Below are 15,974 nucleotides of genomic sequence, written 5' to 3'. Positions count from 1 at the left end.
ATTTTTTCCTCGGCTCATCCTGCCGTTTCCTGTCCAAAAACAATTCGCGGCAATAAAATAAAAATAACTGTTTGAATTATTTATCTTTAAATGATGAATGCAGGTGACTGTCAGGGGCAATACTTTCTTTCTCCCGTTTTGACCATTTGGTCAGTTTCGAGGCAGGGGGGTGACTTTTTCCCTGATTTTGCGGCGAAGACCCATCAGGTGACTGAAATAAGGATAATAATGTCAGGGTATCGTCAGAGGGAGATGGCAGCGGGCTTGTTATATCACTGACGGGAGGCGGAGATGCCGTTTCCGGCACAGAGTTACAGTCGGCAGAGAACGCCGTCTCCGTCACCGGAGACAGCGAAACCGTCGGTTTCACCCACAAAGGGGAATGAACCTGCCCGGCCGCATCCTGAAGTAAGGTATCTATCAGCGGAACAGTGGAGGGACGCCCATTGAGATGCTGCATCAGACAATGCCAGACTGCCGGTACGCTCACCAGCCACATCATGGCTTTTTCTGGTAACAAACAGGCAGCCAGCAACACTTCCTGCGGAACCGACGGTATGTTCTCCGGTGCGCGAAAACGGAAACGAAACGGTTTATCGGGGATACCCATGCCCGGTTGCCAGACATGCCCGTCTTCCAGTTCTCCTTCGAGCTGCCGCAATAACGGCAGGTGGTAAAACAACGCCGCCCAGAACACCACCGCCTGCCACAACAGGCTCTGTGCCGCCTGCGTTTCGGGTGCCGCCCCCGGTGGTAACAGATGCCCTTTCGCCAGCCGCACGGCACAGGTGGTAAATTGCAGCGTCAGGTCGGCAAATCCCCCTGCCCCTGACCAGTCACCTTCCGACGTAGCGGGTACTTGCTGGACACTGCCCAGTAATTGCTTCACCGGTGCAAGATAGAAACGCTGATACAGCCCTTCCGGCAAGGCACTGTTTTGCCATAATTGCTGAAGACACTGGCGGCGCAGGGGCGTTGCCAGTAACTCGTCAGCCGATTGCGGCCGGAAATAGCCCCGGCTGTCACGAATAGCGGCCGGTTGTTGCTCGGGGGATTTTTGCGGTGTGGCAGACTGGCGGGCAAAATGCGATTTAAAACGTTCAAACATGGTCTTTCCTCTTTCGGTTCAAATTGGGCTCAGTGTCGGTGGATCCCAATCGGAAACAAGGAGAAACTCTTTTTGCGAAAATGAAAATTAAACTGACCCGATTCATCCATGGATTCATTTACCGGGTCACTTTAATTCTAATTATAAATCAATGCATTAATACTACTCAAAAGTAAGAAAGCGCCCCGAAAGGCGCATGAGAACAATAGAATAAATACTGAGAAAAATTCAGGCTGCCTGTGGCTGTTGATGCTCCCGTAAACGGTTCGACCAGTTACCCAGATAATGTGCCGGTGTATAGCGGGTTCGCTGACTGCCGCCATCATGCAGGGCATTGCCAATGGTGACCGCGGCCGGAATGCCGGTCAGGGCAAGCTGGATGTAGGCCATCACCGCGGCCAGCGGATCAATATCAATCGCTGATACCCACAGACTGCATAACGGATCATGCCCCTGCGCTCTCAAGACGTCGGCAGCGGCCAGCGTCATACAACCCGCCCCACAGGCCGGCTCGTACAGGGTGACAAAGGGTTTCTCCTGCAAGCGTGCAGAGACATCCTGCAACTGCATCTCCGCCATCATTCTGGCCACGCACCAGGGGGTAAAAAACTGATTAAGTTCTTTATTACCTAAATCAAGCGCCATAAACACACTGCCCAGAAAATCACCGGGTTCCTGCGCCAGTCCCAGCACGGTACAGGAAAAGAGTTCTACAATCCGGTCAACATCCTCCCGTTCGTACTTATTGATGGTTTTCAGGTAATACTGCTCCAGCGCCTCACAATAATGGTATTTATTGTGAATGGCGGTCATTGCACAATTGCAAAAATCCTGAAAAACCTGATAACGACGGTGGTCACGTGCCGTCTGGTTAAACAAAGAAATAAAGTCTTTCTGATAATCGGGTTGAGATGCCATCACCTGTTTTCCCTGAAGAACAAAAAAAGAAAAAGGAAAACGCGTCCCGAAAGGGGAACGTGCTTCCCCATTCGGTTGGTATAGTTTAAATAAGCAATGCGTTACTGCCCAACGGCAATGGCCGGCACGGGCAGGTTCACCGCCCGTTTGTCATCGTTGACCAGATAAAGCGCAGGCCGGTTCTCCCGTCCTGACAGCCCGTTGCCACTGTCCACATGCTCACCCTGGTCATAGCAATCGTAACCTTTGAGGCTTCCTGACGGTTCGCTGTACCAGTGGCGGATTTCACAGTCAAACACCGATGACAGCTCGCCCATCAGTTCGGCCGACGGGGGTGCCCAGGGGGAATCAAAGCGCACGGTCAGGCTGCTGACATGCCGGCGCTCCCAGCGGACATGGTGACCCAACGGCCATTCCATACCGTATTGCGCGTCGTAAAACTGCGCCGGAGTCGCGATGCCTTTGAGCAAGCCACTGTTGCCGTTAATCTCGGTGGCAAGGCAGGTCGGCATTATCATCAGCATATCGCAGGGCTGCGCCGATTCAGGGTAAGTGTTCAGCTTATCCCAGCACGCGCCGATATCGATAGTTTCAGACCAGCCCACCATGCCAAACCAGTCGGTATACTGGCGGGTCAGGAGACGGGTGATAATGTCACGCGCCGGCGCCGGTACATTGTCCCAGCGCACCAGGCTGAGACAGGACTGGCGGTACAGGTTATCGGTCCGTTTAATGTTGTCACTGTTTAACGGCACATTATCCTGCAACAACTTAAGCCACTGTTCAAAGGCCAGGTTCTGTGCCGTCGGCGCCGCCGTGCCGCACACCAGTGCCGGGTAAGGCGCATAGGTTTGCGGTTTAGTCGGTTTCAGTATCCCCGCACAGCCGGCCAGAAACAGCCGCAGGCTTTGCTGTACCGCCTGGCGGTAACGGGGGGGTTCTTCCCCGCAGACCCATTGCTGCATTACGTCAATACACACCGACTTACCGGTGATGTCCAGTTGATTAGTATACCATTCTGCCATGGTCAGGTTCCTCATTGGATGAATAAGCATAAACCGGAGGAACCGCGCCATCAGGGCACCGCTCCCCCGATGGGTGATTGAAAAATAGGTTATTCGGGCTGTGACCCGGTGTCCTGACTGAGCAGCGTTTCGGTAATACCGCTGTCGAAAATCGCCCTCAGTTCATCATGAATACCCAGATACGGTGTACTGCTCTGGATACCCTGCGCATTCAGCCGGGTTAAATCGTATTTATCCACCAACGCATTGATGGCTTCAAAGGGCTGGACGCCACTGGCCATCAGTTCAGCCACCGTGTCAGCATCACACAGGGCCGTATCATTCAGGTTCAGGCCAAAATGCCGTTTCAGCAGCGTGCCGGCAATCACCTGCCAGACGGTTAAACGTAAAGGTGCCATAGTAATATCTCACACGTTAAATACTGACTGTCGTGCTGTGCCGGAGAATATCCTGCACTTCACGGCACTGTTGATAACGGGGCGAAACCCCATGCAGCGACAGTAAGTGCGCCTCATGCCACAATGCCCGGGCGGCCGGGATATTCTGCCAGCTCTGCTCAAATACCGCCGACTGACACAACTGCTGCTGTCGCTTTTCCAGTGACAGGCGCGCTGAGGCCAGCGTCACCGGCTGCGCCCAGACAATTTCGTCATAAAACCGGCCACCGAGCACTTTTCTGTCCCCGGCGTCATAAATCATGACGGTTAACGGAAAAAACACACACACCACCTGACCGGATGGAGTCTCCGACACCGGCCAGTCCCCCAGTAAATGGATAACCTTCAGCCGCTGCACCACCTCCATAACCGAGAAAGCTTCGCTCATTCTCGAAAATACCTTCGTCACCTTAAGCTTATTTACCGAGAATATTAATGCCGATGTTTTTTATACGTGGATGACGCAAGATTTGCTGCCAAAGCTTCCACACGGAGCAGTGATAGTGATGGATAATGCGCCTTTCCATAAACGGAATGACACGACACAAGCGATAGCAGACAGCAGATGTCAACTGGAATGGCTTCCCGCTTATAGCCCGGATTTGACACAAATGGGGCGGAGCAAAAGCGATAAGGAGGCAAAAAAGATGTTCAGTTGATGAGTTGTTTACGGAACATATTGAATATGTCAGGTTATGTTGATTCTGCTATAGTTGTTGAGACAGGTTTTTTACCGGAACAGAATGTATATAATAACCACCATCCACACAGTGTGGTTGAAAATGATGTCACCGAGAGAGTATCGGGCTCTCAATATGGCAAGCTAAAAATGTCCGTTTTAGTGGGGGCAACTACAACCAGTAAGCAAACAAAGCTGAAAAACAGATTTAGCGAGATCAATACCGAGAATTTTATGATACATGATGGACGCTCCCATAAAATGAATATGCTTATTTCATTTTGGTACAATTGACGCCATACGGGACGTCCATCTCATCAGATCGAGTTTGAGCTAATACAGCTGACAGAGAGGGCCGACTGGCGAACTGAATCTCGTACGGTTTATTCCAATGACTTCAAACTTTGCATCGGCCCAAACATACAAGTTGTTTAATGTTTTGAATTTTTTTGAATTCCATATCATTCTCATTCTGTAAAATTGGTAGCCACGATGTGACTACCCATTACATTTATTCTTCTAGGTGTGTTGCGAAAGTATCATAAGAATCAGCCTTGACGAACTTAGCAGGATTCTCAAGAGCATTACCCTCTTTATCTTTCGACAATGCTTCAAAGTGAGCCATACCACAGTTAATTTTTGCCTGTTCAGACGCTCTCAAATCATCGGAGAAGATACTAGATTTCGTTTCTACTACAAAGTAGAGCTGATCATCCATACCATCTTCTTTGTCGATTAAAACCGCCCAATCGGGGTTATAACTGCCTAGAGGGGTATCAATCTTGAACCAAGCAGGTAGTTTTGCATAAAGCTTAACATCAGACGATGCTTCAAGTTTTTCAGCAAATTCGATCTCTGTGTCTGAATCACAAATGATGTAGTCGTAAACAGACTTATTTGCTCCTACCATATTCTTGAGGTAGCCCGTGAGCTCTTCTTCTTGGAACAACTCTTGAGCATAATACTCTTCATCACCGATACGGTGGTAAGTAATACCATCGACAATTGCGAGACGCATTTGTTTACGGATCACTTCACTAGCCAGTTCGATAAAACGTTGAGGGTTATTCTTGAACGCTTCCAGTTTGTCACCTAAGCCAAGCAAGATTTGAACTACGGTCTTACGCGTTAGGTTTGTATTTGACTCTAGATAAGTCACAACATCAGGCAATTGGAAGTTTCTATTACGGTAGTATTGAATCTTTGACTCTTCATCAAATGTTTCAAGTTCCGCTTCTGTTATAGCAACTTTGACTTTCTTGTATTCAAATTTCGCACTCGCTACAGCGACTGACGCACAAATTTCTTTGATACATTTTTCAACTAATTCAGCAACGCTAAAATCTACTCTATAAGTCGTTTTATACTTAATACGATCCCAAAGAGCCTTAAAATCATCGCCAAGAACAACCTGCTTACCATTATCTTCACGCAGAGTTGCCGTCTTCTTCTCTTCATGCTTCTTAATGCTCAAGCCTTTAGACACTTTGGTGAGTGTTGCTAAAATTGCATCAGAGTATTCTTTTACACTGTCCGGAAGACTCACTGAGTTATCAGCTAGATCAGCCTTAAGTGAATCTTGGATCTTACCGTTCTTGTCGATGTAACCTGTATCGGCTAGATGTTGGTAGATCTCTTCTGATTTTTTAGCACCAAGAAACTCTTTTTTATCAAACTCCTTAGAAATAAGGATATTAGCAAATTGATGTTTTTCAATAGCACCAAACTTAATACCTTCTTCTTTCTCAATTTCTTTTTGAAGTTCTGATACAAACTGCTCGTAAGATTCGTTCGCCATAACAGTAAGAGTATTAACTTCAAAGCCGTAAGGAACACGTTCACCCGATTGATCTACTGCTAAACGCAAACCACGACCAATCTCTTGTCGTTTCTTCATTACCGAATTGGTTTCGTTCAACGTGCATATCTGGAATACGTTAGGGTTATCCCAACCCTCTTTCAGTGCTGAGTGGCTAAAGATAAAGCGTAATTTCTCATCAATAGAAAGTAGCTTCTCTTTATCTTTCATAATCAAGTTATAGGCTGATTCATCAGCAGCAGTTTTACCACCTTCACCATTAGCCGCTAACTTAGATTCAGCGAAAAGAGGACTTCCTGTTGCATCTTTTTTCTTGTCTTGAGCAAAATAGCCATTGTGAACTGAACTTGCCAATTCTTTTAAGGCTTGCTCATTCAAAACCAGCTTACCTGAACTATCCTTATCCCAAATAGACGGGTATAAGACACGATACTTTGGTTTTCTAAGTTGTTGAATGAACTCTTCTTCAAACCACTGTGCAAACTTACCTTGGATCGGCACACCATCTTTTGTATAGCCACGGTAGTTTGCTACTTTGTCGATAAAGAACAAGCTAAGAACTTTGATACCTTTCTGACTCATCACTTTAGAGTGATCCATTACATCAACGCCAGTAGTAATTTTTTTGAAAAATTTAAGTTCTTTTTCTAGATGTTCTTCAACAGTTTTAGAGATTTGCAAACGCTTGTAAGTGTCTTGATCAACTTCACCGATTGCTTGTCCTAGCTCGATAATGTCATCACGGCTTGTAAAATCGATATATTCATTACCTTCCTCACAATAAATGTCATTGATTACATATCCTTCGTACACTGTGCGACCACCTGAAGCTTCAAATAAATCCGTTCCACTCTTAACTGTTATTGTCTTACGTGGCTGTAACTTACCCGTTTTGGTTTGAGCATCAATCTCAACCTTCGCTGTGATTGGTGACTTTTTGTTATCGACACTAATCAACTTAATATAAGCTTGATTGTGATGGTCTTTAACTTCCAATGACGCAACTTCAATCTGTTTAACAAGCTGTCGAGCATAAGCATCAATCGAATCAAGCTTATAAAGTAAATTAAACTTTTCAGTCAGTGTTGCTGAATAACGGAATGTGCACAGAGGGTTTAAACTAGCAATTGCTTTTTTACGGTTCGCTGTAGATGCCACGGATTGAGGTTCATCAATCAAAACAACTGGATTAGTCGCTTGAATGAACTCAATTGGCTTCATACCGTTCAATCGATCATCGGTTCGGTGAATCAAGTTTGCAGTAGTTTCTTTCTCTGGATCAATGAAAGACTTACTAAAAGCGTCAATGTTGATTACCATGATCTGGATATAATCATTTGTTGCGAAGTTTCTTACTTGCTCACGCTTAGAAGAGTCGTATACAAAGTAATCATACTGGACATTCTTATACTCTTTTCTAAAATGCTCTTCTGTTATTTGCAGAGATTTATAAACACCCTCTTTGATCGCAACAGAAGGAACAACAATGATGAACTTGGTTAGTCCATGACGTTGATTCAGTTCAAATATGCTACGCAGATAAACGTAGGTTTTACCCGTTCCAGTTTCCATCTCAATTGTGAAATCGAGACTTGGAAGAGCTTGCTTTGATGTTTCAGTTTGCAATAATCCATTAATAATCTGGACATTTCGTGTGTTTTCGTACAATTCTTCTGGCAAAAGAGTAAGAGCGTTTGCAACACCAATATCATTGTTCTTTGCGAATAAGCCTAACTGCTCATTAGCAAGCGTATTTAATGAAACAGAAAAATTAGATTGGAATGTTTCCTGTCCTTCAAATATACCTACTACCGCATTAATCGCATCTTTTTGATGCGCTAGATCAGGATTAAACTTTATCTTCATTTCAGACATAATTTATCCCTTAAATGCTCTTAACATCTTCGATTCCAGCTTGTTTCAAGATCTGAATAGCATTGGTTTTAACTCTATCATCAGCAAAGCCTTCATCTTTGAAAACTACTTGAGTCGTTTCAGGGGCTAACTCAGCTTTCAGCTTGGCGATACCTTCTACCGTTTCAGTCGTGATTTCATCATCTAGGCAAACAATCAAAGCACCTGTACCAACTATAAAGACGGTTTTACCGTTCACAGTTTCAGTTTTTACTGGTGTGGTTAATTCATAGCCATATTTTAGGAAGATTTCATATAAAACATCTTCGCTAGAACGACCATCTTTGATTGACTTGGTAGCTTGTTGAAGCACTTGTTCTAGATTGTCAAAGTCTGCGTCCCAAGTTCTAATATTGGTAGAATCAAGTCTAAATTTCATTGGAATTTTATAACCAAGAGCTTTACTTGCTCTTGAAATTCTTTCGTAAGTAAAATCTGAAATAAACTTGAACTCACTTTTTCCTGTAGGTTCTGGTAATTGAACCGTTATAAATCGTCTTTTTCCATTATCTTTGCTATTTTTTTCCATCACAGCATGAGCTGTAGTACCACTGCCTGCAAAGAAATCCAAAATGATTGAATCTTTGTCAGAACCAATGTCGATAATTCTGTTAATCAGTGATACCGGCTTTGGTGTATCGAATACTTCTTTTGAATCTGGAAAGAGTTTTTTTAGCTCCTGTTTGGCTGTTTGATTATGCCCTACCTCTTCATAAGTCCATAGCGTTAGAGGTGTTACACCATCTTTTACTTCCGTTATAAATTTCTTTAATGAGGGGACATTGTTACCAGAAGCCCCAAACCAAATTCTGTTGTCGGCAACAAGTTCTGCAAACTTTTCTTTACTTACACTCCAACATCTTGATTCAGGCGGTGTTACAATACGTCCAGATGGCGTAGTTATTTCATAATCATTGTTGAGAGAGTAAGTTTTGACTGATAAATCAGTTGACTTCCAGTCACCACGAGGATCATTGTCAGGGTTTTTGTATGCCGTATTTTGTTTATCTGTCCTAGCTAATAAATTTGGTCGCCAGATACTTTTGTTTTTCGCATAGCAGAGTATGAAGTCGTGGTTATCGGACAACCATTTGGCATCATTTTGTGGAGAATATTTTTTCTGCCAAATTATATTATTAACAAAGTTGTCTTCTCCGAATATCTCGTCACATATTTGTTTAAGATTACTTTGCTCACCATCATCTATAGAAATAAATATTGCACCATCTTCTGATAAAAGGTTTCTCGCAAGCTTAAGTCTTGGATACATCATAGATAACCAATCTGAGTGATAGCGTCCTGATGTTTCAGAGTTTGTGCTTAACTTTCTACCAAACTCATCCAACTGACCTGTTTGCTTAAAGTAATTTGTTAAATTATCATGAAAATTGTCTTTATATACAAAGTCTTTGCCAGTGTTATATGGTGGATCTATATAGATCAATTTAATTGATTTATGATATGATTTCTGTAACAACTTTAAAACTTCGAGATTATCGCCTTCTACAAAGACATTATCTGAAAAGAAATCAGAGTTAAAATTCTCAAAAGAAGGTCTTAAAGTTCCATTCGATACTGTTTGTGCAATCTGCCTTGCTCTACTTTTCCCTGCCCAAGTAAAACCAAAACGTTCTTCTTTTTGATCGTATATTTTGGCACCATTTTCTAAAAGAAGAGATCTTAAAGTATCAAAGTCGATCACTCCTTCAGAAAACGCTTCTGGAAAGAGGTTCTTTATCTGTTGAATATTCATTTCTGTAACATTCAAACTAGATGCTTCTTCATTGCTTAATATAATTTTTTCCACATCAACCCCTCAAAACATTTACAAAGCCATTACAAAATATGCACATTACCTAACAGTCAATTTACTTAGCTTATCATTTAAGATGCCAATCTTTTGAAAAGAGTAACCTTCCAACAGAGGTGCAATCCACATACTTTTCCCAAAAGAACTCCAAGTGATGCCCTGATTTTTTTGAAGTCTCATATTGGTCTTCGTGATAATATCCTGAGAAAAGTTCCACCTTGATAAGATACATTGACTATACCGAAAATGTATCATTAATTTTTCATCTATTACTTTACAATTTTTTCTATCAAGAGTTGCCTCAACAACATCTCGATGCATTACTTGTAAGTTATGCAACTGAGTTTTTTCTAGTTCATAGTAAACCTGAGTTTCAATATCAGCAGTTAAATCTAAAGAAATTTGATTATTATTTAAGTTGAAAATCTTAAAATCTCTTCTTTGGATAGCACTATAGATATCATCACCCTTTGGTAATCTAGATGATTTTACAGATACGGATAATGCAAAGCTAGGGACAATTGTAGGTTCATCAGTCATGTTAGCCCAATGATTTAGTAATCTCTTATCCTTCGAAACTGCAACATCCCACCCGGGATCTGGATTTTTAAAATCATCGTTTCTAATCTGGTCATAAGCAATTGCAGCAAAACCCACTTCTCGGAGATACTTACACACTGCAATGGTTGCTACATCTCCCATTATTTTGTCATCTAAGGCTTCCGAGATACCTCTACTATTCATATTTGGTCTATCAATAGAGTTATCAAGCTTTTTACTTGCCCACTCAATAGCTGCCAGCCTATCATTGCCTATATCTTTATAAATTGGCATCCTTTTCACCTACTATAATTATATTTAAAATACTTGTTTTTAAGATTGACAATTCATCTTTAATATTTTTAGCTTTGAAGTTCAACGCTAACTTTTCTTTCATTTGCGTTTCATCCTTAATCTTCTTTTTTATGGCATTAAGTTCTAATTCAAGCTCTTTAATTTTATTAAGGATAAACTTTCGATTAACGTTAATCTCTTGATTAAAAGAATGACTCAATAAGTCATTCTTAAATATATGTGTATTTAGAGGGACATAAGTATGAGACAGGTGGCTTACTTCTAAATTTATAATCATAGAAATAAAATTCTGATACAGTTCAAAAAAATTGATGTTTGATACATTTTTCAGCGAAAAATCGTTCAAAAATTTGTTCTCATTGTTCTTCAAACTTCCAATGTTGAACCATTGACTATTGTAATAATGTTCAATGACCAATTTTGAATTATCTGCCTGACTGATTCGCTTACCCTATTGAAAAAACCAAGTAGCTCTTTCGCTTGTTCAGAGTTAGCGAGGCCGATCATATCAAAACCATTTGTCTCAGTTAGACCTATGCCTTGACCGTTAAATTGAGCACCATTAATCGCTACTGAGTTTGAAGATGAAGAAACGTGCATTATGTGTTGATGAACGCTCCTGCTTGTTTAACCAAACGCACAGCAACTTTTTCCTCTAACCAACGGGCAAACTCTTTTGCTATTGCTTTTTGGTTTAGCTGATTGCGGATTTTGTTTTCTAGTTCTGAACCATTGAGCGAACCAAAAGGTGAAGTGATGCTCTGAGCATCAAACCCTTTGGCTTGCGAGAAGAGCAATCGAGCCGAATCTATCTTATTTAAAGAATCTTTGAGATGATCAAAGGCGTAGATAGAAAAAAGCCCCATCATGACGGAAAGCTTATCATTCAGTTGAATCGTATCGGTAAGTGTATCTGAGACTTTGGTCGTTACGTTATCAATGAGCATAGTGATTAGATTTTCTCCGTAACTAGACCAGCAACTTTGAGTCGAATCGTAAGATTTCTCATCTTGCTAAACTCTGTGCCCGTAGCTAGGTTTAAGACCTAACTCTTCACAGAATTCTCTTGCTGTTATATTGCCTAACTCTTCAGCATACTTAATAGACTGTAAGTGAAGTTCAGCCATAAATCCGTTACGTGGAGCCGAGGTAAGAGCTTGCTTGATCTCTTCTATAATCACTTTGTTCATAATATACTCAATACGATTCATAGAAATGACCTTGGATTCTAGCAAAATTAGCTAAAATTGCTATCACCGAGAGAATATCATGCTCTTAATAGGGACAGTTAAAAATGCCCGTTTTAGTGGGGGCAAATACAATTCGGTGGAGTAATTCAGGTAAGCGTTTCAAATCAAGCGCTGGACGATAGACACGATTGCTTGAAGCAACTGCTCCTGCCATCTCCTGGGCCGGGTTGTAATCGCTCAAACCGCTTTGCACTGCATAACGCATAATCGCATTAGTACGCTGCTGAATACGTGAAGCCACTTCAAGACGTCCTATAGCCTCAACTACTTTGATAGGTACAAGAAGATCGCGCGTGCTAAAACTATCAATACTACGTTTGCCAATTTTTGCAGGGACCTTGTTTACCATTTTGTGTAATCGCCATTTCATTTTTAACTCGCTGCAATATTCTCTCGGAGACAGAATCTTCAATCTGCTGTGTGGATGATATAGCCAAATCATATTAATATGACATAATACCTAACCCCTAGACGACAAGGCATAACACGAGATGGGCTACAGCTTAGATTTTCGAAAGCGGGTACTGGCATACAAAGACAAGCATTCGTTGACTTTCGAACAAACGAGTGCCCATTTTGAAATCTCCATGCGCACCTTGTTTCGGTGGTGCAATAAGATAGAACCTTGCATGACCCGCGATAAACCCGCCACGAAAATCCCTGATGCGGTGCTCATTGCGGATGTCCAAAACTTTCCCGATGACTATCAATGGGAAAGAGCAAAACGTTTAGGTGTCTCACAATCGGCTATTCATTACGCCTTGAAACGGCTTCGGATCACCCATAAAAAAAACGTTATACCAATCTAACTTGAAGATGCAGGTTTTAAAATCTGAAAATTATCAGTCAGTCGAGTCGTGAGCTCTTTCGCTTTTTCTGGCAAAGTGACATGAAAAAAGTGACGAAGAGTTTCACGGAAGGTCTTCGCATCCGGAAAATAGATATTGTTACGCACTTGCTCATTCATATACTTCCACAATCGCTCTATCGGATTCCTCTTTCAGCGCCTTGTAGTCATCAATAAATTGTTGCTGTTTGTGCGCATCGAATTTATGAGGAACACCCTTGGGTTTTTTATAGCTGAAACCTTGCCGGTGAAGCCATTTTGTCATTCCGCCCACGCTGAAAGAAACCTGCCAACGGGCTTGGACATAGGCCACAATTTGGGTTGTGGTATGCATCAAATTGGCGGTCAAATAATCAATCAGGGCGGCGGTTTGTTCGGCAGAGAGATGGCTTTCAGAGCCGCCATTTTCTGGGGTGAGCTTTTCCTGCGCGATAAAATCTTTCAGGTGACGGCTGACCGTACTTTCATGAATACGCAAGGCCTGTGCAATCATCTGAGCAGTCCAACCTTCTGAGGCCAAAAGCACCGCCTTAATGCGATCACAGACTCGACTGTCGCGAGTAGTATCATGCATCAATTCAAGGGCGTGTTTTTGTTCTGGTGTCAGAGGAATTTTCATGGTTGCAAGCATGATCTGGTTTGAATAAGAAATCAAGCATCTTCAATGGCGATTGGTATAAAACACCCTCGCGCTGATCTTCAGGCGCGTCAGGCATTTGCCCACTCTAGTACGGAGAGTTTATCGATCACGAAAGAGTACTGCCCAACTTCTTTCCAACTCTCGTTGCCATTTTGGCCACAGCGTATTAACCACTTCCGCTGTTTCTCATATAACGTACCTTACATGGATTCACATATGTTCATCATACTGACACCCTAGCACTTACCCAATCTGTGGTTATCAGGAAGAATCTCCTCTCACGATTCGATTCCCATTCAGCCTTGTGGCCGAATTTCGTTACATTGTCGGATCCGCTGCTTTATTCAGAATCCTAGGGTCACCTGGTGATACAGGTGGTTCACTTCTCGTGGTGAACAACGCTTCATACGACTTCAGGTCGCACGGGCAAAAATAAGTTAGAGATAGATGATGAATGGTTAGCCAAATGTAAGATTCAGTTGTATTGCACCTACCATAAGGTCAGGTCGTGTATAAATCAGTACACTTTTATTCGCCCTCAATATTCCGGTAATACACCTGCCGGATATAGCGCCCGCGCCCATCGCCATGCCCCAAATCCATCGAGACCAGGGCCTGTGCTTCCTGCTCGCTGAAGCCCTGCGCGGTGTAATGTTCACCAGATTGCTGGGCAAAATGGTAGCGCATACTGTGTGGGGCTTTCTTGCCGCTCAGTCCTGCCCTTCTGACAATATACCGATAGCGATCTATGGCCTGGGTGATAGTAGGCTTATCAATCAATTTGCCGCTACGCCCGGCCTGCTCGCGTTCCGCATAAGCAATCGCGTGTTGCAGGGCTTCCCGATCCAGTATGACCGTTTGTCTTGGACGTCCGCCTTTGGTGCCGAACACCACCCGCACAGAGGTATGCCCGTTTTCCAGCGCTTTTTTCCAGGTCGCTAACGATTTATAGGCTTCGATTGCTTCTTTGGTGCGCAGCCCCAGTACATAAGCCAGTTGCATCACCGCTGCCACGCGCCGGTCTTTTTGTTCCACCTGCTGAAAAATTTCCCGGAACGCGGCCGGTGTCAACGCCGTTTTCATTCCCTTGCGGCTCGTCTCAGCGATACCCAATGCCCGGTTACTCAGGCGGGCATTATCGGGATCAGCCAGCTTGTGCTTTCCCGCCCGCGCTAAAATGGCTCGCAGCACCGACATTTCATTTTGCAATGTCCGGTGATTAATATGGTGAGCTTTCCGTTCAGCGATGTAGCGCTCAATATATTTCACCTTCAGGCTATCCATTTGCCGGAGTTTGATGCCATTATTTTTTAAATAATCAAGGAAATACCGGGCAATCCGCTCACGATCAGCCACTGTCACAAAACTTCCGCCCGCCTGTCGGGCATGAGTAATAAAGGCTTTTCTGAACTGCTCAACCTTTGAACGTGTCGATCCCTGCGCCATTCTCGCCTCTCCTGCTGCTTTGCTTGTGTTTTATTCATTTTTTGAGTCGTTTTTAAAACAATTCCCTGCGTGTCGGTTCAGGTTCACCGTTCCGTGGTGCGTCAGACAATGTGTAGCAGGGCGGAATTGTGTTGAGTTATTGCAGGAGCTCGCGGCGTGCTCAGCACAGCGATGACATGCTCCCCGTTCAGGGCCTGATCAGCTCAGGATGAACGCCTCATTATCTTGACGTGATGAATCTCTCCTTAATTTTTACTGCATCAGCCTGCAATCAGGCAGTGGGTTGAAAATCCGATAAGACGATCGTTTATCAATCAAACAAAATGGCGGTTAATGGTCTGTTTTGAGTGGTTTCACTGAGTAATGCGGGGTTCAAATCGGCCGTAAAGTCAGGCTCTACGTGCTCTGGACGTTGGTCGCTTTGCGGCGTCACTTGGTAATCGCTGCGCTTCAACACAAGTGACGCCGCGCAATATTGAGGACGTTTATCGTGATGAATTGAAAATACAGATAAATGTTGTACTGATGAGAATGGTCTCATTCAACGTAATGACAGGGCCTGTTTTGCTCTGTTGTGTGAATAGCCGGTGATGAATCACACCGGGAAACTTTCATCCTCAGACGATGGGTTAGGTGTCTGATGATATCTGCTTCCAAAAGTGCGCAGATGTACCGCATGACATGCACTCCCTTTCAGGCTACGGGAGTTTTACTTCGCCACTTAACGCTGATCCTTACAGGCAATGGATCATTAGTAACAGTTAAATACCTTATCGATTGGATTGAGCGAGGTCAAATGTTTGTTTGATGGTGAAGTGTGGAGGAAAAAAACATTATTTTCATGATAGAAACAATGGTAGTTTTCTCTGTTTATAATGTAGACAGGCTTGTGGGATGCTCATAATTAATATAACCTATACATTGACACTCTGTGCTGGTTGTGCTGGTGTGCTATCTGAATGATGGTCGGGTTCCGATAGACAACAACCGGACTGGAAAATACGATCCGGGGTGTGGTCGTGGGGCGAGAAAACAGGCTGTTTTCGGGTTCACTAGCCACAGGGCAGCGAGCAGCCATGGTGAGGTGATGAATTTGCTGGAAAGGGAATGGTATGGTCATGATCTCTGGGTCTGGTTACGTGATGCCTTGCACCGATTACCCATCTGGCCAAACAGCCATCGGTTGAATGAACGCCTGCTCTGGCCTGAGAAGCCATTTGGCTAAA

General features: G+C 43.5%; 16 protein-coding genes and 4 pseudogenes. 5 read left to right on the top strand and 15 right to left on the bottom strand.

The window, feature by feature from the left end; all coding sequences use genetic code 11:
• Positions 1–76: 76 nt before the first annotated feature.
• The 5 genes from Xish_RS10810 to Xish_RS10790 all read right to left on the bottom strand — a co-directional run bounded on the left by Xish_RS10810 (position 77) and on the right by Xish_RS10790 (position 3,876).
• On the bottom strand, positions 77–1,108 hold the full coding sequence (locus tag Xish_RS10810) for a TraI domain-containing protein (RefSeq protein WP_099117864.1): 1,032 nt from the start codon (positions 1,106–1,108) through the stop codon (positions 77–79).
• A 228-nt stretch (positions 1,109–1,336) separates the two neighbouring features.
• Positions 1,337–2,026: an N-6 DNA methylase gene (locus Xish_RS10805; protein ID WP_099117863.1), complete on the bottom strand. Its 690-nt coding sequence runs from the start codon at positions 2,024–2,026 to the stop codon at positions 1,337–1,339.
• 101 nt (positions 2,027–2,127) lie between these two features.
• A complete protein-coding gene (locus Xish_RS10800; protein ID WP_099117862.1) occupies positions 2,128–3,051 on the bottom strand; it encodes a DUF1281 domain-containing protein in 924 nt (307 codons plus the stop codon).
• An 89-nt stretch (positions 3,052–3,140) separates the two neighbouring features.
• Positions 3,141–3,449: a TA system toxin CbtA family protein gene (locus Xish_RS10795; RefSeq protein ID WP_099117861.1), complete on the bottom strand. Its 309-nt coding sequence runs from the start codon at positions 3,447–3,449 to the stop codon at positions 3,141–3,143.
• Between the two features lie 16 nt (positions 3,450–3,465).
• Positions 3,466–3,876: a hypothetical protein gene (locus tag Xish_RS10790; RefSeq protein ID WP_244185998.1), complete on the bottom strand. Its 411-nt coding sequence runs from the start codon at positions 3,874–3,876 to the stop codon at positions 3,466–3,468.
• Here Xish_RS10790 and Xish_RS18960 point away from each other — a divergent pair.
• The gene (locus Xish_RS18960; RefSeq protein WP_341865770.1) at positions 3,827–4,147 is read left to right on the top strand and encodes a transposase; all 321 of its coding nucleotides are present in this window, start codon (positions 3,827–3,829) and stop codon (positions 4,145–4,147) included. The two genes, Xish_RS10790 and Xish_RS18960, sit on opposite strands and share 50 nt — an antisense overlap.
• Positions 4,148–4,173: 26 nt before the next feature.
• Positions 4,174–4,461, top strand: coding sequence for a hypothetical protein (locus tag Xish_RS10780; protein WP_099117860.1), 288 nt, complete (start codon positions 4,174–4,176; stop codon positions 4,459–4,461).
• A 217-nt stretch (positions 4,462–4,678) separates the two neighbouring features.
• Here the strand turns inward: Xish_RS10780 and Xish_RS10775 are convergent, their stop codons facing one another.
• From Xish_RS10775 to Xish_RS10745, 7 genes and pseudogenes are all read right to left on the bottom strand, one after another.
• The gene (locus Xish_RS10775; RefSeq protein ID WP_099117859.1) at positions 4,679–7,861 is read right to left on the bottom strand and encodes a type III restriction-modification system endonuclease; all 3,183 of its coding nucleotides are present in this window, start codon (positions 7,859–7,861) and stop codon (positions 4,679–4,681) included.
• Positions 7,862–7,871: 10 nt separating this feature from the next.
• Positions 7,872–9,707, bottom strand: coding sequence for a site-specific DNA-methyltransferase (locus Xish_RS10770; RefSeq protein ID WP_099117858.1), 1,836 nt, complete (start codon positions 9,705–9,707; stop codon positions 7,872–7,874).
• A gap of 45 nt (positions 9,708–9,752) precedes the next feature.
• Positions 9,753–10,544, bottom strand: coding sequence for a hypothetical protein (locus tag Xish_RS10765; protein WP_099117857.1), 792 nt, complete (start codon positions 10,542–10,544; stop codon positions 9,753–9,755).
• Positions 10,531–11,007: a DUF4391 domain-containing protein gene (locus Xish_RS10760; RefSeq protein ID WP_099117856.1), complete on the bottom strand. Its 477-nt coding sequence runs from the start codon at positions 11,005–11,007 to the stop codon at positions 10,531–10,533. The genes Xish_RS10765 and Xish_RS10760 overlap by 14 nt, the downstream gene beginning before the upstream one ends.
• 157 nt (positions 11,008–11,164) lie before the next feature.
• Positions 11,165–11,512 (bottom strand): phospholipase D-like domain-containing protein, encoded by a 348-nt coding sequence (locus tag Xish_RS10755; protein WP_208614818.1) that lies wholly within the window; start codon positions 11,510–11,512, stop codon positions 11,165–11,167.
• A gap of 5 nt (positions 11,513–11,517) precedes the next feature.
• Positions 11,518–11,755 (bottom strand): annotated as a pseudogene (locus tag Xish_RS10750) (HTH-like domain-containing protein).
• Between the two features lie 130 nt (positions 11,756–11,885).
• Positions 11,886–12,158, bottom strand: a pseudogene (locus tag Xish_RS10745) (phage integrase central domain-containing protein); the annotation flags it as partial.
• A 148-nt stretch (positions 12,159–12,306) separates the two neighbouring features.
• On the opposite strand from Xish_RS10745, the gene Xish_RS10740 reads away from it, so the two are divergent.
• Complete coding sequence (locus tag Xish_RS10740; protein ID WP_099117855.1) at positions 12,307–12,624, top strand: IS630 transposase-related protein; 318 nt, start codon at positions 12,307–12,309, stop codon at positions 12,622–12,624.
• Here Xish_RS10740 and Xish_RS10735 read toward each other — a convergent pair.
• A pseudogene (locus Xish_RS10735) lies at positions 12,621–13,281 on the bottom strand (helix-turn-helix domain-containing protein). The gene Xish_RS10740 and the pseudogene Xish_RS10735 sit on opposite strands and share 4 nt — an antisense overlap.
• 45 nt (positions 13,282–13,326) lie before the next feature.
• On the opposite strand from Xish_RS10735, the gene Xish_RS18600 reads away from it, so the two are divergent.
• Positions 13,327–13,542, top strand: coding sequence for a hypothetical protein (locus Xish_RS18600; RefSeq protein WP_167383254.1), 216 nt, complete (start codon positions 13,327–13,329; stop codon positions 13,540–13,542).
• Positions 13,543–13,830: 288 nt separating this feature from the next.
• Here the strand turns inward: Xish_RS18600 and Xish_RS10730 are convergent, their stop codons facing one another.
• Positions 13,831–14,748 (bottom strand): integrase domain-containing protein, encoded by a 918-nt coding sequence (locus tag Xish_RS10730; protein ID WP_099117854.1) that lies wholly within the window; start codon positions 14,746–14,748, stop codon positions 13,831–13,833.
• 310 nt (positions 14,749–15,058) lie between these two features.
• Positions 15,059–15,205, bottom strand: coding sequence for a hypothetical protein (locus tag Xish_RS18595; RefSeq protein WP_167383253.1), 147 nt, complete (start codon positions 15,203–15,205; stop codon positions 15,059–15,061).
• 486 nt (positions 15,206–15,691) lie between these two features.
• Between Xish_RS18595 and Xish_RS18400 the strand changes: the two are divergent.
• Positions 15,692–15,973: pseudogene (locus Xish_RS18400) on the top strand (IS66 family transposase); the annotation flags it as partial.
• Position 15,974 lies beyond the last annotated feature (1 nt).

The sequence above is a fragment of the Xenorhabdus ishibashii genome (assembly GCF_002632755.1).
In the GTDB taxonomy this organism is placed as follows: Bacteria; Pseudomonadota; Gammaproteobacteria; order Enterobacterales; family Enterobacteriaceae; genus Xenorhabdus; species Xenorhabdus ishibashii.
The sequence above is the reverse complement of the archived record's forward strand: the minus strand, read 5'-3'. Positions and strand labels throughout refer to the sequence as shown.